Origin of the sequence: Brasilonema octagenarum UFV-OR1 (assembly GCF_963888615.1) — a bacterium.
Taxonomy (GTDB): domain Bacteria; phylum Cyanobacteriota; class Cyanobacteriia; order Cyanobacteriales; family Nostocaceae; genus Brasilonema; species Brasilonema sennae.
The window spans coordinates 41,253-66,620 of sequence record NZ_CAWPKW010000202.1 but is presented as its reverse complement, the minus strand read 5'-3'; the positions used below and the strand labels follow the sequence as shown (position 1 = coordinate 66,620).

The following is a 25,368-nucleotide window of genomic DNA, read 5'->3' as shown; positions in this document are numbered from 1 at the left end:
CCTCACCTTTAGGGTGGAGTCAATCCAAAATCCAAAATCCAAAATCCAAAATTGGCTGACAATCTATTGGTTCAGATTCCTAACTTCTCGCTCGAAGTCAAGAATCTTATTCTTCACGTTCCTGCGTAGGGTGCCCATAGGACTTATAATTTAGGATTGTTATATTGCTGGCTTTTGGGGATAAAGAATCACTTTTTTAAGAGTGCTTTATAAGCACTAATGATGAAAAGCAAAAAAAATTATGGTTATGATTATTTTGTTACTTTTCACCTGACAAAAGTTTAGCAAAAAATCTAGCTTGTTTTGTGCTATCTCATAAAGATTTCTTGGGTAAAAACAAATATAAAAAATTCTTGGTATTCCTGATAAAAACTCTATTGACCTGTAACAAGTAATTAGATTATCTTAGCAGTCAGCAAAATTGGTTAGAAAAACCCATGAACAGAAAACTTATACTTAATTTATTGTCTAGTTCCTCTATTTTTGTCTCGCTGATGTCTACTTTGGGAGCCATTTATCCCGCACACGCTGCTGCTAAGCAGGGATTAATCCACAAAAATGATCAGACCTGTATAGCCAGTCCTCACGCTGTCAACAAGTTAGTGTGTATCAAGGATTCACAGAGGAAGCAACAATCTCCTTCTACACCGACATCAAGCGTGACTACAGGGCAGGCTGCTAAGAATATTGCTTCGGTAGAATTTACAGAAGAAGAAAGTGATCGTGCGATTCAGTTATTTGGCTGTGACTGTCCAGCTTGTATAAGCTCTTTACGCAACTTGCAGGGGACTGGAAACCTCACGTATTAAGACTTTACTATTTCGCGAGGAGTGCAACTTTTGAGTGAGAGTTCAGTATATTAGGACTTAGGACTTAGGACTTCAAACTCCCAATTCCTAACTCCTAACTTATCCCCCTACCTCGTTAACTGGGAACCTATCAATAAGCTGCATAGCACGATGGGCATTGCGCTGCAAGGATTGTGACAAATAGGGTACGTGGGGAATTTGCGATAATAGATCTAACGTACGACGTAAAATTCGCACCACATCACCTTCATCCAAACTCGTATTTTCACAAAGTTCTATCCACTCCATACCAAGCGCCCACTGCTCCACAAGGGCTATTAACTCAAACTCTAACCATATTGGTAAGGCTACATTATAACGACGTTGCAGTTGGAAGATCTTGCGACGAATCCCTCGCAATTTTGATAAAGCTTCTGCCACTGCTTCACTCAAGTCAAAGCGAACCATGCTATCTGGACGTGGGGTTTCTGTCACCAAAGCTGCGATCGCTGCTGCTAAGTGGTGTGGATCTAAGTTGTCCAATTCTCCACCCTCAAGTGCTAAGCCCAGCCACAACTCATTTTCTCCTCGAATGGCTGCAGCCATTTGTCCTAACCTTGTGGGAACTAGATTCTCCAGACATTGAAACTGCTGCAAAATCTCAATAAGATTGAGAAACTCTTCCCAATGACGCTGAGATTGTTGCTGTATTTGTCCCTGCATTAATTCAATTTCAGCTTCAAGTTCAACAACCTGTGTTCTGCGTTTGAAAACACTGACAGCGTCGCCTGATTGATGTAAGGGATGAGCCTCTAATTGCTCTTGCACAGCAGTGACGCGACGAAGTTGTTCTAGGACTTCTGGAGGCATAAATACAGCTTCGCTTGGCTCAGGAATTTGTTGAGTTATGATTGCGGTTTGCTCATCACCAACAAGCGACTGTCCCCGTTTCAATGGCATTTCTGGTGGTGGTAGCAACTCAGCAGGTATGTCAATTCGCGGTAGTTCTGCAAACAAATCTATAACATCAGAGGCTGTCGCTACATACCAGCGGTTATCTCGCCCCAAGCATACCAAGTAACAAGTTTGACTCGAACCTAGTGTTTTCCCTACTAACACTGCTGTTATGGGCGCAGGCATTGTGAAGTTTTTACTTTTGAGACTCAACAGTGTTCCCGACACTGCAAAGTCCAACATCATCCCCAATTCCTGTTGTCGGGCTTCCTGCGCTTGCTCTTGCAGCATTTTCAAGTTTAAGCGTTCTACTCGCAAGCGTTGCCGCAATTTTTCATAAACAGCCAGTTCTGCTTCGTCAATAGCAGCGATTTGTGCTTGAAGTTGAGCAAGTTCTGTTTGTAAGTGGGTGATGTATTCGTGTTGCGGTCGCAGGTGCAAGTTTGCCGAGTACTGCCCAAAGCTGCGTTCTACCAATTCCTTGGCTTCTTCCAAAGTATGAGTTTGCAGCAAGTTCAGCACCATGCCGTAACTTGGTGTAAATTGACTCACTAGAGGGTCGCTTTGGGATGTTGCCAAGTACGCTGCTTCTTTGGCTCCCTCAAAGGGAGTTTGTAACGTCACAACGTGACCCCGTTCATCCATTCCCCGGCGACCTGCCCGACCTGCCATTTGCAGAAATTCGGAGGCATTCAACAGCCGATGTCCACTATCAGTACGCTTAGAAAGAGTAGAAATCACCGTTGTCCGGGCTGGCATATTAATTCCAGCTGCCAAGGTTTCGGTGGCAAAGACAACTTTAATTAACCCCTGCTGAAAAAGCTCTTCAACAAGGACTTTCCACGCAGGTAAAATTCCAGCATGGTGTGCGGCTATTCCTCGGTAAAGCGGTCCAACGTGTCCGGAACGTCCAGCTTCCGGATTACGGCTTAAAAATTCGTCAATCTGCCAGCGCAATTGCTGCGCTTCTTCCTGATCCACTAACCACATATCGCTGCCCACCTCCGCCACCGCCTTATCACATCCCCGACGACTGAAGATGAAGTAAATTGCTGGCAGCATATCTCGTTCGTGTAGCTCGCCCAGAACTTGAATCATGCTGGGGGCTTCAGCTCTGACATTAGCTTTGCTTTTGTTTTTCTCTCCTTTTTTCTTCTTTCTTAGCAGGCGCTGGTTAATTTGGGTTTTGTCATCATTCAGTAGGGGGAATAACCCTTTGATGTTACCAAAGTGAAATTCCAAAGGAACTGGGCGATGATCGGAGTATATGAGGTCAGTCGGACCATGAACTTGATTTAACCAGTCGGTCAGTTCATCACTATTAGCAACAGTTGCTGAGAGCGCTACGAGTTGAATTTCACGGGGGCAGTAGATGATCGATTCTTCCCAAACTGTTCCCCGTTGGCGATCGTTCATGTAGTGGCACTCATCCAGCACCATAGCCTCTACGTCTACTAATGAAATGCCAATTTGCCCGATGGGTGTGCCATAGAGCATATTCCGGAAAATTTCTGTGGTCATCACCAGAATCGAGGCATCTCGGTTAATGGAGGCATCTCCAGTTAACAGTCCAACATGGTCAAAGCCGAATTTTTCCCGAAAGTCACGTAGTTTCTGATTGGAGAGCGCTTTTAGGGGAGTGGTATAAAATACTCTTTTTCCACGCGATAGGGCGCGATATATAGCGTATTCCCCCACCAATGTTTTGCCCGAACCTGTGGGCGCACATACAACAACGGAACGTCCGGCATTCAAGGAAGCGATTGCATCCTTTTGGAACTGATCCAATTCAAATGGAAATATCGAACTTGGTTCAAGTTCTGGAGACAGCGCAGGGTAATTCACTCAATCACATTTGCAACCAAAACTGTTTACTATGGTAACGACTCTTTTGTCAACTTAGTTATGAGTCATTAGTCATCGGTCATTAGTCATTAGTTTTGAATAAAAAACAAACAACTATTTTCCCAATTCTTGTGAACGGGCTGTTGCTGCTTTGACTGCTTCAATTAAAGCTGAGCGAAACCCAGCTCGTTCTAACTGAGCTATACCAGCAATTGTAGTACCACCTGGACTGGTGACGCGGTCTTTGAGTTCTGCCGGGTGTATTTTTGTTTCATTTAAAAGCTTGGCTGTTCCAAAGACAGTTTGCAAGGCAAGTTGATTGGCAATTGTCCTTGGTAAACCTGCTGCGACTCCTCCATCAGCAAGTGCTTCTATAGCAAGTGCTACGTATGCCGGACCCGATCCTGATAGTCCTGTCACGGCATCCATCAGGTTTTCTGAAATTTCTACGACTTCTCCCACCGCTGAAAAAAGTTTCTTGGCGGTTTCGTGGTGGTTTGCGTTGGTGTACGCCCCTGGACATATGGCGGTGATTCCTGCTCCCACAGTTGCTGGAGTATTAGGCATTGCTCGAATGACTGGCAACTGGGGAAAAGCTGCTTCCAACTGATTTAATGTCACGCCTGCCAAGATGGATATCACCAGTGGTTTTGAAACTGTATCGATCACATCTGCCAATTCTTGGGCGATCGCACTAAACACTTGAGGTTTTATTGCCAAAAATACGACTTCTGTTGTTGGTGTGAAAACCAGACGATTATCGGCTGTCACATTAACACCATATTCGTCTTCTAGAAAACCTTGGCGTGAGGTTTGTGGTTCGCTAACTAGGACTTCTGAGCGTTGATAAATTTTACGAGCAATAAGGCGGGATAACAGGGCCTCTCCCATTACCCCGCCACCAATTAAGCCGAATTTAATAATCATTTTTCATTAGTCATAAGTCATGAGTCATGACTTATGACTCATTAGTATTTAGACAAAGAACTTTCGACAAAGGACTTTGGACTAATCACTCATTTTACGTTTATTGTGCCATTCTGTTAACTTCGTTTCCCCAAGCTGGGTTAGGTCCAGTGGAACGTGAGGGACGTACTGCAGGTTGAGGTACTTCATGAATAATTCCTGACTGGGTACTGACTTGCACACAGCTTGGAGTGAACAAAAATATACTTTCGCCTATCCGTTCTTGATGCCCATCAAGCGCGTAGGTACCACCAGCGACAAAATCTACTGCCCGTTGCGCTTGATCGGGATCCATTATTGTTAAATTTAATACTATTGACTTCCGTTCTCGCAATGCTTGAATTGCTTGAGGCATTTCTTCAAAGGTGCGTGGTTCTAGCACCAAGACTTCTGATATTCCATTAATTACTCCAGGCATACCAATCACATTGCTCATCGGCTTTGATCCTGCGGCACTTACATCTCCCATTGTAGGCACGGGTTCCCGCCAGCGTCGATTTGGCTCTGGAGGTTCTTGTGCTACTGGTTGTTGAGCATTTTGTTCCTGATACAGATTTCGGTAACTTTCTGTTTCTGGTTCTTCTTCATAGTACTCATATTCTACTTGCTCGTTTAAACCGACGAAGTCTCTAAGTTTGGAAAATATATTATTCATGGTTTACGCTCCTAGGGCTATTCACTCGTAAGGATATGCCAAAAACTGATGATGAAATCAATTTTTACCCTTGTAAAGGGCAGATTTTTGCGCTGTTCTATTCATATTTGTTCTACCCACTAGGGGTTTTTGTTTGAACAAACGCGAATAGAAAGTCTGTATATGTTTTTTAGGTAACAATGAGTCAAGATTATATCTTAACCGGTCGGTTTCGGGAAGTGATTTTCATCTGATATTATATTAACTTTTGCTTTTGTCAATACTATATCTTTTGTCACCGATTGAACCAGTGTTTCATGAAGTTTTTACCAACAAAGTTTTATAAAGAGTGTCGGAGCACAAAATATACTGAAACAAGGTATTTAATCGTACGATTAAATACCTTGTTATTCCGTGATTATACTTTGAAAACCAATATTAAACAGGACGTTCTCCAAACAAGATAGTTCCTAACCTTACCATTGTTGCGCCTGCTTGCACTGCCAATTTGTAATCCCCTGACATTCCCATTGAAAGATGATGCATTTGAACATTAGACCAGTTTTGTTCTTGAATTTCTTTTGCTAATTTACTGGTACTATTGAATACGTTGAGAGCTTCAGAATCATTTAATCCCAAAGGTGGAATTGTCATTAAGCCCTGAATTTGTAAATTTTCACATTGATCTAGAGCAGCTAAGTCAGCCAATAGTTGTGATGGACTCCAACCTGACTTGTTTGGATCGGGTCGTATTTTGACTTGCAGACAAATCTGAGGACTGATTTTTAACTCTTGTGCCAGTTGATTTAAGCGTTGGGCAAGCTTTAAATTATCTACGGAGTGAATCCACTGAAATTGTTCAATGGCTTTTTTGGCTTTGTTATTTTGCAAATGTCCAATAAAGTGCCAAGTTATGTCGCTTAAGTCTTGCAACACAGCTTGTTTGCTCGCTGCTTCTTGGATGCGACTCTCGCCAAAATCTCGAATTCCTGCGGCGTAAGCACAGCGTATGATTTCAGCAGAGACTTGCTTGCTAACAGCAATCAACCGGACTGAATCTGGTAGAGAGGAACCAAGGGTAATAATACGTTCGCTAATCGAACTGCTCATTGGAAAGTACGTTGGAAAACAGTCTGAAGTTGATCGTACTCCTGAGATTGCCCTGTACGACGCAGACTACGCAAGCGATTTTCAATCATCATTCTAGCCTCAGTGCGTCCAGTGGGCTGAAACTTCATACCTTTGACATCAGTTGTTACTATGAAGAATAAGCGTTGGGCATACAGTGTTGTGAACAACTCTTGGTTCTCGTCTACCATACAAATCCTATAGAGCAAACCCCAAGTTGGATGATTGATGTAAGTTTCCGAGTTGTCTAAGTTCATTTAATACTAAGGGATGAATATATATATTTTTGCAGTTGAAGAGAAACATTTTGACGACAAAGGACGCATTTCGTCAAAATTTTTGCTAAAAATCCCAAAAACCCCAAAGTTAAGAGCAAGCAGCACCTGGCCAACATAAGTAGCAGCAGGGGCTTGCGCTGGAGCGCGTGGCTCTTGTGGAGAAGCTTACGAATCGCACTTAGTGTGTCCTTAAGGACATAGAAGACTCCAAACTATACCCTACTTTGTACGTAGCTTGCCTCTGTTAGAATGCAGCATATACTAACACGAAGTGCGTGCAGCGCATACGAAAGTTTTCCCCTTTGTCCATGCAGATTGCCGTTCATTACTGAATAGCTCTAAATTACAGAAGAACAAACTACAGCGCATTGGTTCTAGTTCTTCAATCATTTTGAGCCAGCGGACTTTAGGACAACCTGTGAACGTGCCAACAAAGGAACATGGCTCGAATCAACTCAAGCACGCTACAATCAGATTTTAAGCTACCTTTGATGTTGCTGACAAGGTGGATAACGTTGGTGTAATCCTCAATTATTAGCAATTCATTAACAGCAACAGTTTCCCATTCAGGCGTTATGCGTAGCTCTGCCGTAGGCAATCGCCCCAAAGGGGCGGCTCCCTGTGTCCTCCGGACACGCTACGCGAACGGAGCATAGCCCTAAATCATTGCGTTTCAAACTTACTAGCATAGCGGTGTTCAGCGGGTCTTGTGCTTTGTAATCGTGAACATGTAGAGTGATACACAAGATATAACAACTTAAACCCATTACTACTTTTTTGAGCTTTTGGACTTTGTGCCAAAGGACTTTGAGAAGCTTTGTAGGTACGCTCGTGCCACTGTAAATTCTAAAACACTAATGTCTTCATTCCATTTTTGAACTTTGGAACTTACTGCCATTTGTGCTATTATAGACTAAATTGGGCGATTAGCACAGTGGTAGCGCACTTCCTTCACACGGAAGGGGTCACTGGTTCAAATCCAGTATCGCCCATTTATGGAATTCTATTTAACGTTGAGAAGCGGCAAGCGTGGCTTGTTCAAATCTGCCATTCATCAAATTATTTAACTAGCTGTTGTTTCTAAGGATGGAGGAAACAATATTTGTTTGCACGCTCATATTTTCAAATAGCAACACAAGTTTTAGGAAAAATTAATTTTTGAGATTAATTGCTATTATGTTGTACTTGAAATAGCGATAATCAATATGTCTCCATGTTAGATAATTTTCCGGAAATTGTCATTGAAGAATGAAAACCATTATTTCACGATATTTTTTGTTGATTAATCTCCTGATACTTATAGGATTACTAGCAACTGGATGCGATGATAAACAACAAGACATCAACTCGGAAAAACTAACTGTCGGTGTGGTCAGCTACGGCGAAGGAACTGTTTCTTTAGAAAAATACGAGCGCTTCAAAGACTACATAGCAAAACAAACTCAATCAATTGTAGAACTGGAACCAGCTTACAACGAATTGCAAGCTTTAGAGCAAATTCAACGCCAAAATTGGAAAATTGTTTTTGCGCCTCCTGGTTTAGCAGCAATAGCGATCAGCAAGGAACTTTATATTCCTTTGTTCTCGATGGAGGGAACACGTGGTAGACAACGCTCTTTACTGATAGTTCGAGATGATAAACCAATAAAAACAATAGCAGACCTGGCGAATAAAACTGTTGCTTTGGAAACAGCAGGTTCTGCAGCTGGCTATTATGTTCCTCTGTACGATTTGTACGGTTTAACCCTTGCTAAAATCCGTTTCGCTCCTACTCCCAAAACAGTATTGCAGTGGATCAGTGAAGGTAGCGTTGATGCTGGCGCACTATCTCAAACAGATTTTGAGCTTCATCAGCGAGAATTTAGTACAACCAAGTTTCGGATTTTACACACTAGCCGATCAATTCCTCCTGCGGTTGTTTTACTAGCACCAACTGTAGAACGGAATCAACAGCAGCAGATTCAAAAAGCAATGAACCAAGCACCTGGGGATATCGTAGCAGATGCAGGTTACGTCCCTGTAGCCAAAGTACCTAGCTACGATCAATTTATAAAATTAGTAGATAAAGTCAAACCTTTAGAAGAGCAAGTCAAGAAAACACCCGCCGTTTTACTCAATCAAAAATCTACCACTCCATAGTACCGCCCTCGTCACAAGCGGAGCCACTGCGGTCTTGCAACGGGGAATTCGCAGAATGAGAAATTCGCTACCTGACGCTGCTAACACATTCCAAATGAATATACCACAAGCTTTTCACTGATTTTGAATGGTGTTTTACTTCCACTATGACGTAATAGAGGGTTAATGGACAAGTGATTAACAAAAGACTACTTCAGAAAAATTCATAAAAGTTAATCATTGTTTCGCGTTTTTTTTGGAAAAATCTGCCGATACTTAATTAAGCTCTGATCCGGTTAGAGTGAGGAGTAATCAACTTAGTATAATATGAGTTATCTACCAAACAGATTTTTTTGCTGAAAATACTGTGTTTGATGCTGTAGTTATCATAGACAACCCTGATAGGATAAATCTATTAAAATTTTTACCTAATAACGTAAGTTGCTAGTTAGTGTGTATAAACGGTATTAAAGAATACAATAAATGACTTTTTTAGTATTGCTAAGTACTATAATTTGAGACTTTGTACTTAAAATTAGGCACTTTTTGATAACTAGCAACTTGGGTTTATAGACTTTGTTTTGAAAAATACCAAATTACTTATAAAGAAAAGAGCTTACAGAGCTAGGAGTGTCACCTTATGTCTCAGTCTTACATAATAAAAGCAGAAATTCCCTCTGGGACGATGATTGATAATCGTTATATTATTCAAAAACTTTTGGGACAGGGGGGCTTAGGAAGAACATACTTGGCGTATGATACTCGTCGGTTTAACGAAGCATGCGTCCTGAAAGAATTTGCACCCACGGGTTCAGGGGAGAATGCTTTAGAAAAATGTCGCAATTTATTTAAAAGAGAAGCAAGAATTCTTCACCAGTTGGCACACCCTCAAATTCCTCGTTTCTTGGCTTGTTTTGAAGGAGATGGTCGGCTGTTTTTAGTACAAGAGTTTGTGGATGGTAAAACCTATTCATTTGTGTTGCGAGAACGGCAAGATTTGGAAGAAACTTTTTCGGAAATTGAAGTTATACAGTGGCTAAAAAGTTTGTTACCTGTATTGGGATATATTCATCAGCACAACATCATCCATCGAGATATTTCTCCTGACAACATCATGTTACCTGATGGCGAAAATTTACCAGTGCTGATTGATTTTGGTGTGGGAAAACAGATAGCTAACCTGAATGAAAACACCACTCCTGACCACATGAGTTTTGTTGGTAAAATGTCCCTTGTGGGGAAAGTGGGATATGCTCCTCGTGAGCAAATTAGCTTGGGGTTGTGTTCTCCCTCCAGTGATCTTTATGCCTTGGGCGTGACTGCAGTTGTCTTACTAACAGGTAGAGATCCATCTTTTCTTATGGATCAGTACTCTTTGGAGTGGAGATGGCGTTCTTACACCAAGGTCACCAATGATTTTGCCAGAGTACTTGAAAAATTGCTAGCAGATACACCAAAGCAGCGATACCAATCCTCAAAGGAAGTTCTCACAGATTTAGAACGTCTTGGACAGTTTCAAGTAATGGGATCATCAACTGTTCTTGATTTCCCTAGCACAGTTATAGAACAGAAATCTCAACCTACATTCACCACACGACAGCCACACTACCAATATCCACAGACTACAGCAAGTTCGGCTAGAAGTTCATATAGTCAGCAGCAATACCCTGTTATTGAGCCACAACCACAACCACAACCGGAACAATCTTCACTCAATCCAGCTTTCATACAACGCTGTCAGCAAGAACTAGCTTACTACATTGGACCAATAGCAAGTCTAGTTGTGGAAGAGATTCTAGAGCAAACTCCTCAAATTTCGCCTTACCAATTTATTGAATTTTTAGCCAGGGAAATTCCTGATGCATCAGCAGGTGTTGAATTTAGAAAACACCTATTTTCATGAGTGTTTCGGGGGAACCAACTCATCCAAGTGCCTTCTTTGAAAAGAGAAACTTTAAGAAGAACGCAGAACACAGAACGCAGTAATCAGAATATCTCCACGGATAGAATCCGGGGAATTTAAGTGCGAAAAACTTTCTTTTTCTCCACGGAGAAATCCGCTTTCTTGGAACCAGTTCTCACCGAACCAGAACTCTTAACTCATAACGAGAAAACGCGTTTAATATTCTGAGTTCTGAGTTCTGAGTTCTGAATTCTTTCTTGGTCAAAAATATAGTTGTGACTTATTTGAGTTGCAGCTTAATTTCCTGCTGTTCCTCCAGTATTTCCTCCATGAGTACGTCTAATTCTTTTCATTGCCATTTCTAAACTTAATTTCATCCGTTTAAAAGCTTTGGCAAGATTACCAATTTCATCATTAGAAATCTGATCAAAATCAACTTCTAAATGCCCTGTGCTAACTTCTTCCGCGACACGAGTTATCCGCTTGAGGGGAATAATAACCTGTCGATGCAAAAAGACATTCACTAAAAGAATAACCACTATAAAAACAGTAGATACAAGTCCTATTATCTTCAAAGAAGATTGATTAGCTTTTTCAATCACTTTACTCGCCGGTAGTGAAATAAATTGAGCCGCCACAATTTGATTCAACTGCCAATTAAATCCATTAACTGCACCGAAACGCTCAATCATAGTTTTTGGTGCGACTTCAGGCGTGCTATGACATGTCAGACAACTTTCTTTGCTAATGGTTAGCGGACGAGCAATATAAAATATATCGCCTCCCGGAACCGAGCGAAATCCCCTCACCTCTTTTAAATTTTTATCTTTTTGGAAACCCTCTAAAATTCCCGTCTCAAAACTGTCAGCCTTATCCCGAAGATTAGTGGGATTAGTTGCTGCTTCTTTATAAAATAAATCTCGATATTCTGGTTTTTTTCTGAAAATTTCAAAGATTTCTCGTGCTGAATATGCAGATACCACTTGTGGCAAAAACTTTTCTTCCAGTTTATCAGCAAGTTCTGGATAGATTTGGGTAAGTGTGTACTCACGAACAGAAGTCATTGTATCGATGAGTGTTAAAGCTCGTGAGGCAATTTCATTTTCAGCATTCTGTCTTAGCAAAGCAGAAAGAGCCAATCCACTAAAGCTTAGACCGACTACAAGAATGACCACTAGCAAAATTGTAAATTTTTGTCTCAATTTTAAGTTTTTTAACATCATTTTATATCATGTGAAGATAATACTACAATGAGCAAATAATTAAAGGCATGTCTTAACCATTATATGGACAGACTAAGCATAAATAACTGACAATGTAGATGAGTACAAAATAACTTTGTCGTATTCCGGATTACGTACACGAATTTGTCAAAAAATAGATGAATATCAATTTTTACTTCATGATTAAGTTCATGAATAAATCTTAGAAGTCATTTTTTGAAAAAATACTACATTGATCAAATTCCGGTTTTTCAAAAAAATATCTCCTAATTTAGAAAATAGAGCATAACAGCCTGAAACTAAAAATTTTAAAAAAATATTAAGATACTACTCATTTGCTAATAGCCTGTTTGTTAAGTTGAGTCCTAGACTGTTGACAGTGCCAGAATAAGACTAAGAGATAACTTAGTTCCAAATATACCTTACACGTTAAGCTTAGCGTGCAACTCCCGTGTAGGAGACACAAATTTAGAATTTCAAAATTTTCCCTTGAATCCTTACCCAGCTTTAATACCGTGCCAAAATAAATAGCATGGGGAGAGTTACTAATATAATGGTCTGGAATCCAGGACAGGCGTTGCTTGGGGGACGCTACATCATTGAAAGAAAATTAGGCGAAGGTGGAATTGGTATCACCTATCTCGTCGGAAATGAACGAAATGAACTGCGGGTCATTAAAACTCTAAGAGTTGACATCCTTAATGAGGATACCTGGAAACCGCATCAAAGCAAATTAAAGCAAGACTTCCGCGATGAAGCTGTTCGGCTTGCCTTGTGTCGCCATCCTCATATAGTGCAAATAGAAAATATTTTTGATGAAGGCGATTTGCCTTGCATGGTGATAGAGTACATCGATGGTGAAGACTTAGGCAACCGCCTTCGGCGAATGAAAGTCTTACCAGAAGCTGAAGCGCTTTTGTACATCCGGCAAATTGGCGATGCTTTAAAGGTGATTCACAGTAGAGGTTTGCTGCATAGGGATATCAAACCACGTAACATCATGCTTCGCGCGGGCAAATCAGAAGCTGTGCTGATTGATTTTGGTATTGCCAGAGAATTTATTCCCAATGTTATCCAAAGGCATACAGTGTATCGTACACCAGGTTTTGCCCCCCCAGAACAGTATGAATTGGAAGCACCACGGGGAGAATATATTGATGTCTATGCACTAGCTGCCACCTTGTATAGTTTAATCACTGGAGTGACACCAAGGAACGCTGATGACAGACGACATAACATTCCTCTAGAACCACCAAAACACTTCAATCGTAATATTAGTGACAAGGTCAATCAAGCTATCATCAGGGGGATGGATTTGCAACCCAGTCTCCGCCCGCAGTCCGTACAGGAGTGGGTGGATTTATTGGATGTTGAGATTCGCGAGGAACCGCCCACACAGGTAATCGTACACCGCCCAGTACTTCCGAATAATCAGTCTCCACCCCAAAATCAACAGCGAATCATACCATCTGTTGCCACTTCTGGAAACTGGCAATGCGTACATACCCTCGGAGGTCATTCCAGCATGGTTCTTGCTGTTGCTATCAGCTCAGATGGACAGGCGATCGCTAGTGCTAGCAATGATCATACAATTAAACTCTGGCAACTAGAAACTGGTAAACTTTTGCGTAGCCTTGGTGGTTGGTTTTCTGGTCATTCCAGCATTGTTCATACTGTCGCTTTTAGTCCCGATGGACAGTTAGTTGCTAGTGGAAGCTGGGATGAAACTATTAAGTTGTGGCAAGTCAGTAGAGGAAAAGAAATTCGTACATTAACCACTCATGGCAGCTGGATCAATTCTGTAGCCTTTAATCCAATACCTCTGAAATTTTCTTATCAACAAGAAGAAACTTACATGGGAAGGTGGATTTTAGCGAGTGGTGGCGCTGATAGCACTGTTAAGTTATGGATAGTAAGTACAGGCATAGAAATTAGCACTTTCACAGGTCATTCGGACTCAGTATGGTCAGTTGCTTTCAGTCCGGATGGAGAACTTCTAGCTAGTGGTAGCGCTGATAGTACAATCAAGCTTTGGCAAGTAAGTACAGGTAGAGAAATTCACACTTTTAGAGGTCATTCCTTCTTTGTTAATTTCGTTACCTTCAGCCCAGATGGGCGACTTTTGGTAAGTGCCAGTGCTGATGGCACTATTAAACTTTGGCAAGTCAGTACAGGGAAAAAAATTCACACTTTTACAGGTCATTCCGATGCGGTGTGTTCAGTCACTTTTAGCCCGAATGCACAGCTTCTTGTTAGCGGTAGTTGGGACAAAACTATTAAAATCTGGCAGATCAGGACAGGTAGTGAAATTTACACTCTTCATGGTCATTCTAATTACGTCAGATCTGTTACCTTTAGTCCAGATGGACAGACTATTGTAAGTGGTAGTGATGACGATACGATCAAAATTTGGCGATGCTATTCCTAATTTGGGTAATGCACTTACTATTAATGTATTGATTGTTGCTTAGAAAAATATCTGCTACTCAAGAAACTCATGAAACACATCAAACTTATAGTAGAAAAACATTCCGATGGTTATGTTGCTTATCCCCTTGGTATTAAAGGGGTTGTTGTTGGTCAGGGAGACAGTTATGAAGAAGCTTTAGCTGATGTGAAATCTGCTATTCGCTGCCATATTGAGATATTTGGTCAAGACGTTTTAGAAGAGGAATCACCTGTTTTAGAAGCCTTTGTCGCTGAAGCTGAGGTTTCCGTCTAATGGCTAAGTTTCCTGTAGATGCGTCCAAAGCCAGAGTTATTAAAACATTGGAATTACTTGGATTTAGCATTATCCGGGAAAGGGAGCATATTGTCATGGTACGACAAAATAATGATGGAACGCGAACTCCATTAACTATGCCTAACCACTCTTATATTAAGGGTTCAACGTTGAGATCCATATGTACTCAAGCAAGTATCTCGCGAGAGGAATTTTTAGCTGCCTATGAGCAAATGTAAAATTACCTTGACAGTAAACCATAACTTAATGCGGTTAAATTCTTCTAACTCTCTAGATAGACTCGATATTTTCCAAAAATTGAAACAATAATCAGGGTAACCTTAATTTTGGCAATCTATCTTAGCTGAGACGCTTTTACACAAAGCACACAGATCAGATGCTTGCCTGAGTTAGGAAATTAATTGTTATTGTGTTTTAATTTGGAATTGCATATGGGCTTTGGTATTGGAGATTTATTCTGGATTTTCCTCCTGCTTTCTTCCCTGCAACCCCTATGGCAGAAACGTCAGGTAGAATATCGGCGTATCCGCGCCCTACAGGAATTTCAGCAACAACGCAAAAGCCGAGTGATTTTGCTCATTCACCGCCAAGAGTCTATCAGCTTTTTGGGAATTCCTGTCTCGCGATATATCACCATCGAAGACTCAGAACAGATACTGCGGGCAATTCGGCTTACCCCGCCAGAGGTTCCCATTGACTTGATTTTACATACTCCTGGTGGTTTGGTTTTAGCAACAGAACAAATAGCGAGAGCATTAATTCGCCATCCTTCCAAAGTAACTGTCTTTGTCCCTCACTACGCCATGAGTGGTGGTACAATGCTTGCCTTAGCTTCTGATGAAATTGTCATGGATGCTAACGCTGTTCTTGGACCTGTTGATCCACAACTGGGTAATTTCCCTGCAGCTAGCATCTTGAAAGTTGTTGAACACAAACCTATTGGTGAAGTTGACGACCAGACTTTGATTATGGCTGATCTATCACGCAAAGCGATCGCGCAAGTGCAGCGCTTTGTACGAACCCTGCTGAAAGATACAGTACCTACACAGAAAGTGAAGCCAGAAAACATTGAGAGTATAATCGATGCCCTAACGACTGGGCGCGTGACTCACGACTACCCAATCACTGTTGAAGAAGCAACAGAAATGGGGCTACCCGTAACAGTCGGACTACCCAATGTTATTTACGATCTTATGGATTTGTATCCACAACCACAAGGCGGACGGCCCAGTGTACAGTATATTCCCATGCCCTACGATGACCGCCGCCCCATTTTACCAACTCCTAAAGGTAGACCATTAGAAGAACCTGGTCCAACTTAGATGAGTTAAGCCAAGTTATTATCTTGTCGGTGTTGGTGTAGGCGTTGCTGTCGGTGAGACTCCTGGTGTGGACGTAGGACTCCCTGTCGGCAACGCTTCTGGTGTAGAAGTAGGTGTAGCTGTGGGTAACGCCTCTGGTGTAGAAGTAGGCGTTGTGGTTGGTTTTGCTGTTGGCGTAGTTCTAGGTGTAGAAGTAGGGGTTTTAGTTGGTTTTGCTGTTGGTGTTGGCTGGGTAGTCGGTGAGGTTGTTGGTTTTCGTGGCTTTGTTGTTGGCGTGGATGTTGGTTCTTTCTTGATGTTCTTTGCTTGTTGGGTGAGTTTTTGCCTCAATGCTAAGTCAGCAATTCCTGTTTGTTGTAAACCCAGTTTTTTCTGATATAGCTTAACTGCTGCTTCTGTTTGAGAACCATAATATTGATTACTGGGCAACAGAGGATTGGGCTTAGCTACCAAGTTTAAATTAGCTTGCAAAGTTTCAACTATTTTTGCAGCAACATCTTGAGTTTTTGGTCCTACTATTCCATCAGCAGGTTTTAGTTTGTGCCCTTTTTGAAATTCTTGAATTGCGTTTTTAGTATCCGCTGTGGTCAAAGGTGCATCTGATACCTTGACGCTGTAACCTAGTCCCCGTAACACAGCGCGAAATTGCCGTGGGGTATAAGTTCGTGCAGCAAAAGCGACATCTGAAATTACTACACTAGCTGTGATCAAACAGGCAGTCGCAACGGTAATGTTTGATTTTCCAAACCCACACCACATAAGTAAAACTCCTCTTGGTCAAATCAACCGGATATTGACGTTGACAGATAGATGCATTTTAAGTTTCTGTAAAGTCTTTTGGTCGCTTTATTAATGATTATTGATAACTTAAAGTTATCGTACATGGATGTTAAGATTCATAAACTAATGTCATCTATCTTAGATATAGCAATCCGGAATCATCTGTGAGAGAATCTTGAAGTAAATTAAAGTGCTTTTTTGGCTAAGTATAAATTGCTCTAATGGCTAAAATACTTAAAATTTAGTAAAAAATACTGTAAAATTTTAACTTAGTTATCGATTTCTTACAGTATTTTATTAGAAATAATCTAAGCTCGCTATATAGGATTCCTCCACAGATTTTTGCGAAGCTTCGTTAGCGTGTATGTTAAGCGTTAAGCATTAAGCATTCCCTACTTCAACGAGTTCGTATGGCTCCGCCACGCAAGCTAACATAAACCAAACCGGATTCCTATAGATATATTGCTTGAAAGCAGCAGGTATAGGTAGACAAGACTTAAAACCACGTAATTTAGAGATGTTGTATCCAAAATCTGTACTTTACTTATTAAAAAGCCAATGACTAACGTGAAAACCTTAACAAAGCGAAACATATGGTTTGAGCGGTTGATGGCAATTATTGCCTCTGTTAATCTAGGGCTGGTTTTATTTGATTTAAGCTATATTCCTTGGCGAGATTTTTACAAAAGAAATCTCCCCATAATCACTCAGATATACGATCCACTTAAAGGGATTGAATCCCATCGAGATACAGAAAACTATTTGGACACAGTAGACGAACTTATAGAACAGGTCAGTCAAACAGGGTTGCAATCACCTCAGGTGGAAAAAAAACTTGAGGAACTTAGCCGTCTTAGTAGCGAGATGATTGATAGCAATCCGTTTGAAGCGGTGAATAAAAGTGGTACCTTGGAAAAAATCAAAAATCGGATGCGCGATCGCGTAGCCGTTAAATCTTCCAAGGAAGCCTTTTCTACATTCTGGAGTCAGGCTTATTTATCAAAAGGTGGTTGGAAGCAAGAAATTGATTTTTTCAACAACCAAATTCGCCGTTTAATTATTGTCAACTATTACCGAAATATTGGAGAAAATGGCGAATTCATTGATGATTTTTGGAGAATTGACTTACCATTTGTCATTTTATTTGGTGTGGAGTTATTAGCACGCAGCTTCTATATCAAACGTCAGTATCCTAGTTTGAGTTTTTTCAATGCGATTTTTACGCACTGGTATGATTTGTTTTTCTTACTACCATTTTGGCGCTGGTTGCGAATTATACCTGTTTCTATTCGCCTAGACCATGCACGAATGCTGAGTCTAAATCCAATACGTCAACAAATTCATCGAGGAGTCGTGGCGAATTTTGCCGAAGAACTGACAGAAATTGTTGTTATTCGGGTTATTAACCAAATTCAGGGATCAATTCAACGGGGTGAACTAAGGCGTTGGCTACCACAAAAAGAACAAACTCACTCCTACATAGATATCAATAATATTAATGAAGTAGAAGCAATTGGAGCCATTTTGGTAAAAACAATTCTTTACCAAGTACTGCCAAAAATTCAGCCTGAAATTATAGCGATTTTGCGGCACAACATTGAAAGCACTATTAAAGAAGTTCCGATTTATCACAACCTACAAATATTACCTGGACTGGATGCGATGCAAACTCAATTGAGTGAGCAACTCGCAACCCAAATCACAACGAACCTTTATAATGCAGTTGTCAGCGCAGCAGAAGATCCAGTTGGAGCAAAACTTTCTAGTCAACTTGTGCAAAGCTTTAGCGAAGCTTTGGGGACAGAAATCCAGAAAAAACAGGTTTTTTCAGAAATTCAGAACTTAGTTATTGACTTTTTAGAAGAAGTCAAGCTTAATTATGTCCAACGCTTGTCAAAAGAAGATATGTGGAAAATTATCGAGCAAACCAAGCAGCTACGAACACAGCCATCAGTTCAACCACTGGAAGATAAAAGCTCTACTATGCTGGTGCGTAGAGAAGGAAATTGATGTGAATTTGTAACAGCAGTGGAAAATAGACAAGGAGACAACAAGACAAGGGGAGGAATTTTCCTCTGTGGTACGACGTCTCATAATGCCTGATTTCAAATCAGCCAATCACGGGAAAATCCCACAAACCTTGCCATGAAAATCTGGCTTTCCCCTACACCCCTATTATTTTCAAGGCAGAAAGATTTTTCCTTACACCCTTACACCCTTATACCCATATTCAAGCGAGTTTTTGCTTCTCGCTCCCAAAAAAATACGCTAAACTTAGATAATCAGGCGAACCTGTTAGGTTCGCCCGAAGACTTCTTGGAAGATATCCCTATCGCAGGAAGTGGGTAATGACCCACTTTTTTTGTTGGAATAGCCGCATGACTCACCCTCTCGTTCCACAGATTATTGAATTGGCGACACCAGTGGCAGAAAAGCTGGGATTGGAAGTTGTTGGCGTGGTTTTTCACACCAATCAAAATCCACCGGTTTTACGCTTAGACATTCGCAATCCTCAACAGGACACTGGGTTAGATGACTGTGAGCGAATGAGTCGTGCCTTTGAAGCTACTTTAGATGTAGTGGAAATAATTCCAGATGCTTATGTATTGGAAGTATCCAGTCCTGGTATTTCGCGACAGCTGACAACCGACCGAGAATTTATTTCCTTCAAAGGATTTCCTGTTATTGTCCAGACTGCTCCATCCTATGAAGGACAGCAACAGTGGATTGGTCAGTTGATTCGCCGGGATGAGACAACAGTTTATTTAAATCAAAAAGGTCGTGTTGTTCAAATTCCTCGCTCCTCAATTACTAAGGTAGATCTCGATGAGGGCAGATAGAAAAACTATCAGCATTCAACAGTTGTGAGTACCGAAGTTTAGAGGAGCGACAGCGTCCCTTGTGAGGTTTATTGCTCAAAGCAAGCGGCGCTGCTGAGTCAGGTTTTAAACAATTCCACAAATCACTAACTCAGCAATTAGCACTGTTTTTCTGCTGACCATTTTTTGCATAGCTATATAAGGAGATTGTTTATGTCAATGGTAACTTTACCTGGATTAAAAGATTTAATCGAAAATATAAGTCGTGAGCGTAATTTACCTCGTGTTGCAGTTCAAGCAGCGATCAGAGAAGCATTACTCAAAGGTTACGAACGTTATCGTCGTGCTCAAAACTTAGAGCGAAGACAGTTCGATGAAGATTACTTTGAGAATTTTGATGTGCAACTAGACGTTGAAGATGAAGGCTTCCGCGTTGTTGCAACCAAAACTATCGTTGAAGCTGTGACCAACTCTGATCATGAAATTGCGCTTCAACAAGTTCAAGACATGGGAGGGGACGAAGCGCAATTAGGACAAGAAGTTGTGCTGGATGTTACCCCCGACCAAGGAGAATTTGGTCGCATGGCAGCAATGCAAACTAAGCAAGTCTTGGCGCAAAAACTGCGGGATCAACAACGCCAGATGGTGCAAGAGGAGTTCCAAGACTTAGAAGGAACGGTTCTACAAGCAAGAGTTCTGCGGTTTGAAAGACAATCGGTGATTATGGCTGTCAGCAGTGGTTTTGGTCAGCCAGAGGTGGATGCCGAATTGCCCAAGCGTGAACAATTACCTAATGATAATTATCGAGCAAATGCCACCTTTAAGGTCTATCTGAAAAAAGTTTCTCAAGGTCAGCAACGAGGACCTCAGTTACTAGTTTCACGTTCTGATGCAGGTTTGGTGGTTTATTTGTTCGCCAACGAAGTGCCAGAAATCGAAGATGAAGTCGTGCGGATTGTCGCTGTAGCGCGAGAGGCAAATCCACCTTCTCGTCATGTAGGACCTCGGACGAAAATTGCTGTTGATACTCTTGATCGTGATGTAGATCCAGTAGGTGCTTGTATTGGAGCGCGGGGATCACGAATTCAAGTTGTCGTCAACGAACTGCGCGGCGAAAAAATAGATGTGATTCGCTGGTCTCCAGATCCTGCTACCTATATTGCCAACGCTTTGAGTCCCGCACGGGTAGATGAGGTTCGTCTGATGGATCCAGAAACAAGACAAACTCATGTACTGGTGGCGGAAGACCAATTGAGTCTGGCGATCGGCAAGGAAGGACAAAATGTTCGTTTGGCGGCTCGTCTGACTGGTTGGAAAATTGATATTAAAGATAAAGCAAAGTATGACCACGCAGGAGAAGATGCCAAGTTTGCAGATGTGAGAGCAAAATACATACCAGAAGTAGATGACTCTGACGAGGAGGACTTAGAAGATAAAAATCAGGAAGAGTTTTTTGAGGATGAAATTTTTGACGAAAATGATGACGACTAAGAGTAAAGTTATCAGTAAACATCGTCCTGAGTAACGAACGAGCGCGCCTATGAAACCAAATTATCGGCGTTGTATTAGTTGTCGAAAAACAAGATTAAAACAAGAGTTCTGGCGAATTGTCCGCGTGTTTCCTTCAGGACAGGTACAATTAGATGAGGGCATGGGGCGTTCTGCCTATATTTGTCCGCAGCAGAACTGTCTTTTGGCAGCTCAGAAAAAAAATAGATTAGGGCGAGCCCTACGTGCATCAGTGCCAGAAGCACTGTACCACACATTATGGCAGCGTCTACAATAAAGGAATAACCAAAAACAAACTTAATCAAAACTACGTTGTGGCGGTAATTCCCAAAGAAATTGTGGTGACAGCCGAATTATTTGTGCTATCAACACAGTCTGTTTTATCGCTCATGTAGTGCCAAAATAGTAAAAGGGTGTCATTAGCGTAGCTCTTGGTTATCCAAAGGGGCGAAGCAAGACTCCTAATAAGTTTTACTCGATGTGTCGTGGAAGACTCAGAATCAACAAAACAAAACAGTACAGAATGGCAACCTGGTAGCGCCCAAGCGCAGTTCGGCGTCAACCATCAATCCTAGTGGGGATGCCAGCAATAAACCGAAACATCTCTCTTTCCTGAATGGAGGCACCGGCATTCATTAGCAGTGGCAACCTAACACAGTAATCGAAGGGTGGAGATGTCGCCAACCAGGCAACCATCCGCTAAAACTGTAAATTAAAGGGGAAGAGTGGATGAACAACGGCAAAGTTAGAATTTACGAATTATCAAAGGAATTGAATTTGGATAACAAAGAGCTATTAGCAATTTGCGACCAGCTCAATATTGCGGTCAAAAGCCATAGCAGCACAATTACAGAATCCGAAGCCCAACGCATTCGGGTTCAAGCAGAAAAAGTAGCTCAGACAAGTGTGACGCCGAGAATAGGAAATGGCATTAACAGCCATAGACCAAATTCACCACAAGATGGTGGACGTAACCGACCTGCTGCACCTAATAAACAACAAATTTTGGAGATTCGCAAACCTACAGTTTTGAAAAACCCCATCTCTAACGCCCCAGAGGCGTCGGTTGCTACCAATATAGTTGCTTCTGAAGTCAATCCTCCTTCACCCCCTAAGTCCATCGCTCCCCCTGTCTCACCCATGAAGCCGACGGCACCAATTCGATCTGTACCCCGGAATCAGTCTGAGACCACACCTGAACAACCAGCAGTGACAGACGCGGATAAAAGCATAGTACCCAATACAAACCAGCCGGTTGAAAAAGTAGCAGCCCAAAAACCGGAAAAAGCATCTGCACCAAGATCAAAACCGGAAAGACAGCCAAAACCACAACTGGCAGCCCCGCCCACCAGACCAGCTGGGGAGCAACCAAGCTCTCCAACAGACGCTGCCGAACCGAGTGTGAGCGAGAAACCGATTATAATTCTCAAACGCGATCGCGACCAAAAACGCGATGCATCCGTTGGTAGCCGACCTCTTGCAGGCGATGGCACACAGCGCCCACCTCAAAAACGCGATGCTCCCGAAGGCAGCCCAACCTTTGCGGGCGAACGCGACCAACTCAAGCAGCAAAGAGTCAATAAAACGGCAACAGGGGAAACAGCACAGGCTGCTTTGCCGCAAAAAACTGAAAAACCTGTGCGTTCTACTACCCCCTCACCAGTAAAACCTGAGCAAAGAGGAAATAGGCCTTCTGCACCTGTACAAGTCGGAGAGTCGCAACGACCCAGCAGACCAATAGTACGTCCTGCTGAACAACCAGGAGGTGCGCTACCAGTCGCTACGCCTCCAAAACCAATGCGAGTCTCACTGACAAAACCGCAGGTTGGGCAAGAAGATGAGGATGATGCACCAACAACGACTGAAGAGGTCATCGAACTAAAGCGCCCAACCCCGCCACGTCAAGTCAAAGGCGGTAAAAAGTGGCAGGAAGAAGAGATAGAGGAAATCAAAGAGTCTGCTAAGCCCGGAAAGGGAGCTGTTAAAGGCAAACGTGTCAAGCCAATAGTTGATGAGTTTGAAGACGAAGATCTCTTAGATGAAGAGGGACTGGAAATACCTGCCACTATCCAAGTCAGTCTCTCTATTGCCCGTCCACCGAAACCTAAGGCTTCCAAGCCGACACAAACAGCAGTACCCACGGCTGTTGCGCCAGTTGCGAAAGGGAAAAAACCTGCTTCCTCTCGTGACCAAAACCGTCGCCAAGAAACCGAACAAAAGCCGGATCGTCCAGAAATACTGGAAGTCACAGGTCCGATGACAGTGCAAGAACTGTCTGAGGCTTTGGTAGTGGCTGATACAGAAATTGTGAAAATTCTGTTCATGAAAGGCATGGCGGTGAGTATCACCCAAAATTTGGATATTCCCACAATTACACTGGTAGCCAACGAGTTGGAAATACCAGTTGAAACCGTCGAACCAGAAGCAGAAGCCCGCAAAGTCACGGAAATGATAGACGCGGCAGATCTGGAAAACCTGCATCGGCGTCCGCCAGTTGTGACAATTATGGGTCACGTAGACCACGGTAAAACTACCCTGCTTGACTCGATCCGCAAAACAAAAGTGGCATCTGGCGAAGCAGGAGGCATTACGCAGCATATCGGTGCTTACCACGTAGATGTAGAACATGATGGTAAAGAGCAGCAAGTGGTATTCCTTGATACCCCCGGTCACGAAGCCTTTACAGCTATGCGCGCGCGGGGAGCGCGAGTGACCGACATCGCTATTTTGGTGGTCGCTGCAGATGATGGCGTTCGTCCTCAGACCGTTGAAGCGATTAGCCATGCTAAAGCCGCTGAAGTTCCGATGATAGTAGCCATCAACAAAGTCGATAAACCAGAAGCACAACCTGATCGTGTTAAGCAAGAATTAACAGAATATGCTTTGGTGCCAGAAGAGTGGGGCGGTGACACGATTATGGTTCCTGTCAGCGCGATAAAGGGCGAAAATCTGGATACACTCCTAGAGATGATTCTCTTGGTAGCAGAAATAGAAGAACTTTCTGCTAACCCAGATCGACTTGCGAAAGGAACCGTTATTGAAGCTCACTTGGACAAAGCAAAGGGACCAGTTGCAACCTTGCTGATTCAAAACGGTAGTCTGCACATAGGCGATTTGTTAGTAGCTGGCTCAGCCTTCGGTAAAGTCCGAGCAATGGTGGATGACAGAGGTAGAAGAGTCGAAGCAGCGACTCCTTCCTTCGCCGTTGAAGTCCTGGGTTTAAGTGATGTACCAGCAGCAGGCGACGAGTTTGATGTCTTTAGCAACGAAAAACAAGCACGCTCAATTGCAGCCGGACGCGCTGAAAAACTCCGTCAATCGCGTCTGATGCAGGGACGTGTTACCCTGACCAGTATCTCGGCTCAGGCTCAGGAAGGCGAGTTGAAAGAACTCAACCTGATATTGAAAGGAGATGTCCAAGGTTCAGTGGAAGCTATTGTGGGATCGCTCAGGCAAATTCCGCAAAACGAGGTACAAATCCGCTTGTTGTTGTCAGCTGCTGGTGAAATTACCCAGACAGATATCGACTTAGCCGCAGCCAGTGGAGCAGTTATCGTTGGGTTCAACACTACTTACGCCAGTGGCGCAAGACAAGCTGCTGATGAAGCTGGTGTAGATGTACGGGAATACAACATCATCTACAAACTCATAGAAGACATCCAAGGAGCCTTGGAAGGTCTACTGGAGCCAGAGTTGGTGGAAGAACACTTGGGTCAAGCCGAAGTGCGTGCTGTCTTCCCCGTTGGTCGTGGTTCCGTTGCAGGTTGTTACGTCCAGTCTGGCAAACTCATGCGTAACTGCAAAGTGCGCGTGCGTCGTAACGGTAAGGTGATCAATAATGAAGCTCCTCTTGACTCGCTCAAGCGAATGAAAGAAGACGCCCGCGAAGTTAACGCAGGTTACGAATGCGGTGTCGGCATTGACAAATACAATGACTGGGCAGAAGGTGACATCATCGAAGCATTCCAGATGGTGACCAAGCGCCGCACTCTCTCATCTACTAGATAAGGAGTAGTTGACAGGTGACAGGTGACAGGTGACAGGTGACAGGTGAAGCGAAAAGTTTTATTTCCCTGCACTCTGTCTCCCTTCTATAGATCTGTACCCTCCGGGTTCGCCAGAGCCGGCACGAGGGATACCCTCCCGCAGCGCAGGACTCACCGCTCAATAAAATCTAGAGAAATTTAGAAATGTTCTCGTTCAGCAAGTAAGGGTCAAACCTTACAAACAGAAAATCTAGGCATGAAATATTTGTCTGTATTTTTTGGAACTATTAACTCGCGCTCGCCACTTACAGGCTTGATATAACAGTCTGGATAAGTTTATCAAAAGCAAAATTTTTCCAACAAACAAAACCT

General features: G+C 42.5%; 20 protein-coding genes and 1 tRNA gene. 13 read left to right on the top strand and 8 right to left on the bottom strand.

The window, feature by feature from the left end; all coding sequences use genetic code 11:
• The first annotated feature begins 437 nt into the window (after window positions 1-437).
• Window positions 438-809, top strand: a complete 372-nt coding sequence (locus AC5590_RS15240) for a hypothetical protein (RefSeq protein WP_169264448.1) — start codon at window positions 438-440, stop codon at window positions 807-809.
• A gap of 99 nt (window positions 810-908) precedes the next feature.
• Here AC5590_RS15240 and AC5590_RS15235 read toward each other — a convergent pair whose 3' ends face one another.
• The 6 genes from AC5590_RS15235 to AC5590_RS15210 all read right to left on the bottom strand — a co-directional run bounded on the left by AC5590_RS15235 (window position 909) and on the right by AC5590_RS15210 (window position 7,134).
• Entirely contained in the window at window positions 909-3,587 is a 2,679-nt protein-coding gene (locus tag AC5590_RS15235; protein WP_169264447.1) for a DEAD/DEAH box helicase, read from the bottom strand.
• 114 nt (window positions 3,588-3,701) lie between these two features.
• Complete coding sequence (proC, locus tag AC5590_RS15230; protein WP_169264446.1) at window positions 3,702-4,514, bottom strand: pyrroline-5-carboxylate reductase; 813 nt, start codon at window positions 4,512-4,514, stop codon at window positions 3,702-3,704.
• A 100-nt stretch (window positions 4,515-4,614) separates the two neighbouring features.
• Window positions 4,615-5,208, bottom strand: a complete 594-nt coding sequence (locus tag AC5590_RS15225) for a cell division protein SepF (RefSeq protein WP_169264445.1) — start codon at window positions 5,206-5,208, stop codon at window positions 4,615-4,617.
• A 417-nt stretch (window positions 5,209-5,625) separates the two neighbouring features.
• Window positions 5,626-6,297, bottom strand: coding sequence for a YggS family pyridoxal phosphate-dependent enzyme (locus AC5590_RS15220; RefSeq protein ID WP_169264444.1), 672 nt, complete (start codon window positions 6,295-6,297; stop codon window positions 5,626-5,628).
• Complete coding sequence (pipX, locus tag AC5590_RS15215; protein WP_169264443.1) at window positions 6,294-6,572, bottom strand: transcriptional coactivator PipX; 279 nt, start codon at window positions 6,570-6,572, stop codon at window positions 6,294-6,296. The genes AC5590_RS15220 and pipX overlap by 4 nt, the downstream gene beginning before the upstream one ends.
• Before the next feature lie 427 nt (window positions 6,573-6,999).
• Entirely contained in the window at window positions 7,000-7,134 is a 135-nt protein-coding gene (locus tag AC5590_RS15210) for a chorismate-binding protein (protein WP_370460673.1), read from the bottom strand.
• Window positions 7,135-7,513: 379 nt separating this feature from the next.
• On the opposite strand from AC5590_RS15210, the gene AC5590_RS15205 reads away from it, so the two are divergent.
• From AC5590_RS15205 to AC5590_RS15195, 3 genes are all read left to right on the top strand, one after another.
• Window positions 7,514-7,585 (top strand) — tRNA-Val (locus AC5590_RS15205).
• Window positions 7,586-7,841: 256 nt separating this feature from the next.
• A complete protein-coding gene (locus tag AC5590_RS15200; RefSeq protein ID WP_169264442.1) occupies window positions 7,842-8,732 on the top strand; it encodes a phosphate/phosphite/phosphonate ABC transporter substrate-binding protein in 891 nt (296 codons plus the stop codon).
• Window positions 8,733-9,351: 619 nt separating this feature from the next.
• Window positions 9,352-10,614: a serine/threonine-protein kinase gene (locus AC5590_RS15195; RefSeq protein WP_169264441.1), complete on the top strand. Its 1,263-nt coding sequence runs from the start codon at window positions 9,352-9,354 to the stop codon at window positions 10,612-10,614.
• A gap of 296 nt (window positions 10,615-10,910) precedes the next feature.
• On the opposite strand, the gene AC5590_RS15190 is transcribed toward AC5590_RS15195, so the two are convergent.
• Window positions 10,911-11,834 carry a c-type heme family protein gene (locus AC5590_RS15190; protein WP_169264454.1) on the bottom strand — a complete coding sequence of 308 codons (924 nt, stop codon included), beginning with the start codon at window positions 11,832-11,834 and terminating at the stop codon, window positions 10,911-10,913.
• 556 nt (window positions 11,835-12,390) lie between these two features.
• Between AC5590_RS15190 and AC5590_RS15185 the strand changes: the two genes are divergently transcribed.
• The 4 genes from AC5590_RS15185 (at window position 12,391) to AC5590_RS15170 (ending at window position 15,902) form a co-directional block, all read left to right on the top strand.
• Complete coding sequence (locus tag AC5590_RS15185; RefSeq protein WP_169264440.1) at window positions 12,391-14,265, top strand: serine/threonine-protein kinase; 1,875 nt, start codon at window positions 12,391-12,393, stop codon at window positions 14,263-14,265.
• A 69-nt stretch (window positions 14,266-14,334) separates the two neighbouring features.
• The gene (locus AC5590_RS15180; protein WP_169155193.1) at window positions 14,335-14,559 is read left to right on the top strand and encodes a type II toxin-antitoxin system HicB family antitoxin; all 225 of its coding nucleotides are present in this window, start codon (window positions 14,335-14,337) and stop codon (window positions 14,557-14,559) included.
• Complete coding sequence (locus AC5590_RS15175; RefSeq protein ID WP_169264439.1) at window positions 14,559-14,798, top strand: type II toxin-antitoxin system HicA family toxin; 240 nt, start codon at window positions 14,559-14,561, stop codon at window positions 14,796-14,798. The genes AC5590_RS15180 and AC5590_RS15175 overlap by 1 nt, the downstream gene beginning before the upstream one ends.
• 213 nt (window positions 14,799-15,011) lie before the next feature.
• Complete coding sequence (locus AC5590_RS15170; protein ID WP_169264438.1) at window positions 15,012-15,902, top strand: SDH family Clp fold serine proteinase; 891 nt, start codon at window positions 15,012-15,014, stop codon at window positions 15,900-15,902.
• A gap of 18 nt (window positions 15,903-15,920) precedes the next feature.
• Here AC5590_RS15170 and AC5590_RS15165 read toward each other — a convergent pair whose 3' ends face one another.
• Window positions 15,921-16,661 (bottom strand): peptidoglycan-binding domain-containing protein, encoded by a 741-nt coding sequence (locus tag AC5590_RS15165; protein WP_169264437.1) that lies wholly within the window; start codon window positions 16,659-16,661, stop codon window positions 15,921-15,923.
• 579 nt (window positions 16,662-17,240) lie between these two features.
• Here AC5590_RS15165 and AC5590_RS15160 point away from each other — a divergent pair.
• The 5 genes from AC5590_RS15160 to infB all read left to right on the top strand — a co-directional run bounded on the left by AC5590_RS15160 (window position 17,241) and on the right by infB (window position 25,018).
• Window positions 17,241-18,692, top strand: coding sequence for a hypothetical protein (locus AC5590_RS15160; protein WP_211178377.1), 1,452 nt, complete (start codon window positions 17,241-17,243; stop codon window positions 18,690-18,692).
• Window positions 18,693-19,060: 368 nt separating this feature from the next.
• Window positions 19,061-19,522, top strand: coding sequence for a ribosome maturation factor RimP (rimP, locus tag AC5590_RS15155; protein ID WP_169264436.1), 462 nt, complete (start codon window positions 19,061-19,063; stop codon window positions 19,520-19,522).
• A gap of 198 nt (window positions 19,523-19,720) precedes the next feature.
• Window positions 19,721-20,992 carry a transcription termination factor NusA gene (nusA, locus tag AC5590_RS15150; RefSeq protein ID WP_169264452.1) on the top strand — a complete coding sequence of 424 codons (1,272 nt, stop codon included), beginning with the start codon at window positions 19,721-19,723 and terminating at the stop codon, window positions 20,990-20,992.
• 49 nt (window positions 20,993-21,041) lie between these two features.
• Complete coding sequence (locus tag AC5590_RS15145; RefSeq protein WP_169264435.1) at window positions 21,042-21,287, top strand: YlxR family protein; 246 nt, start codon at window positions 21,042-21,044, stop codon at window positions 21,285-21,287.
• A 452-nt stretch (window positions 21,288-21,739) separates the two neighbouring features.
• Window positions 21,740-25,018: a translation initiation factor IF-2 gene (gene infB, locus AC5590_RS15140; protein WP_169264434.1), complete on the top strand. Its 3,279-nt coding sequence runs from the start codon at window positions 21,740-21,742 to the stop codon at window positions 25,016-25,018.
• Window positions 25,019-25,368: the final 350 nt, after the last annotated feature.

Coding starts and splice junctions, on each gene's coding strand:
- AC5590_RS15240 (WP_169264448.1), top strand. CDS start 438: ATGAACAGAAAACTTATACTTAATTTATTGTCTAGTTCCTCTATTTTT.
- proC (WP_169264446.1), bottom strand. CDS start 4,514: ATGATTATTAAATTCGGCTTAATTGGTGGCGGGGTAATGGGAGAGGCC.
- AC5590_RS15225 (WP_169264445.1), bottom strand. CDS start 5,208: ATGAATAATATATTTTCCAAACTTAGAGACTTCGTCGGTTTAAACGAG.
- AC5590_RS15220 (WP_169264444.1), bottom strand. CDS start 6,297: ATGAGCAGTTCGATTAGCGAACGTATTATTACCCTTGGTTCCTCTCTA.
- pipX (WP_169264443.1), bottom strand. CDS start 6,572: ATGAACTTAGACAACTCGGAAACTTACATCAATCATCCAACTTGGGGT.
- AC5590_RS15200 (WP_169264442.1), top strand. CDS start 7,842: ATGAAAACCATTATTTCACGATATTTTTTGTTGATTAATCTCCTGATA.
- AC5590_RS15195 (WP_169264441.1), top strand. CDS start 9,352: ATGTCTCAGTCTTACATAATAAAAGCAGAAATTCCCTCTGGGACGATG.
- AC5590_RS15190 (WP_169264454.1), bottom strand. CDS start 11,834: ATGTTAAAAAACTTAAAATTGAGACAAAAATTTACAATTTTGCTAGTG.
- AC5590_RS15185 (WP_169264440.1), top strand. CDS start 12,391: ATGGTCTGGAATCCAGGACAGGCGTTGCTTGGGGGACGCTACATCATT.
- AC5590_RS15180 (WP_169155193.1), top strand. CDS start 14,335: ATGAAACACATCAAACTTATAGTAGAAAAACATTCCGATGGTTATGTT.
- AC5590_RS15175 (WP_169264439.1), top strand. CDS start 14,559: ATGGCTAAGTTTCCTGTAGATGCGTCCAAAGCCAGAGTTATTAAAACA.
- AC5590_RS15170 (WP_169264438.1), top strand. CDS start 15,012: ATGGGCTTTGGTATTGGAGATTTATTCTGGATTTTCCTCCTGCTTTCT.
- AC5590_RS15165 (WP_169264437.1), bottom strand. CDS start 16,661: ATGTGGTGTGGGTTTGGAAAATCAAACATTACCGTTGCGACTGCCTGT.
- AC5590_RS15160 (WP_211178377.1), top strand. CDS start 17,241: ATGACTAACGTGAAAACCTTAACAAAGCGAAACATATGGTTTGAGCGG.
- rimP (WP_169264436.1), top strand. CDS start 19,061: ATGACTCACCCTCTCGTTCCACAGATTATTGAATTGGCGACACCAGTG.
- nusA (WP_169264452.1), top strand. CDS start 19,721: ATGGTAACTTTACCTGGATTAAAAGATTTAATCGAAAATATAAGTCGT.
- AC5590_RS15145 (WP_169264435.1), top strand. CDS start 21,042: ATGAAACCAAATTATCGGCGTTGTATTAGTTGTCGAAAAACAAGATTA.
- infB (WP_169264434.1), top strand. CDS start 21,740: ATGAACAACGGCAAAGTTAGAATTTACGAATTATCAAAGGAATTGAAT.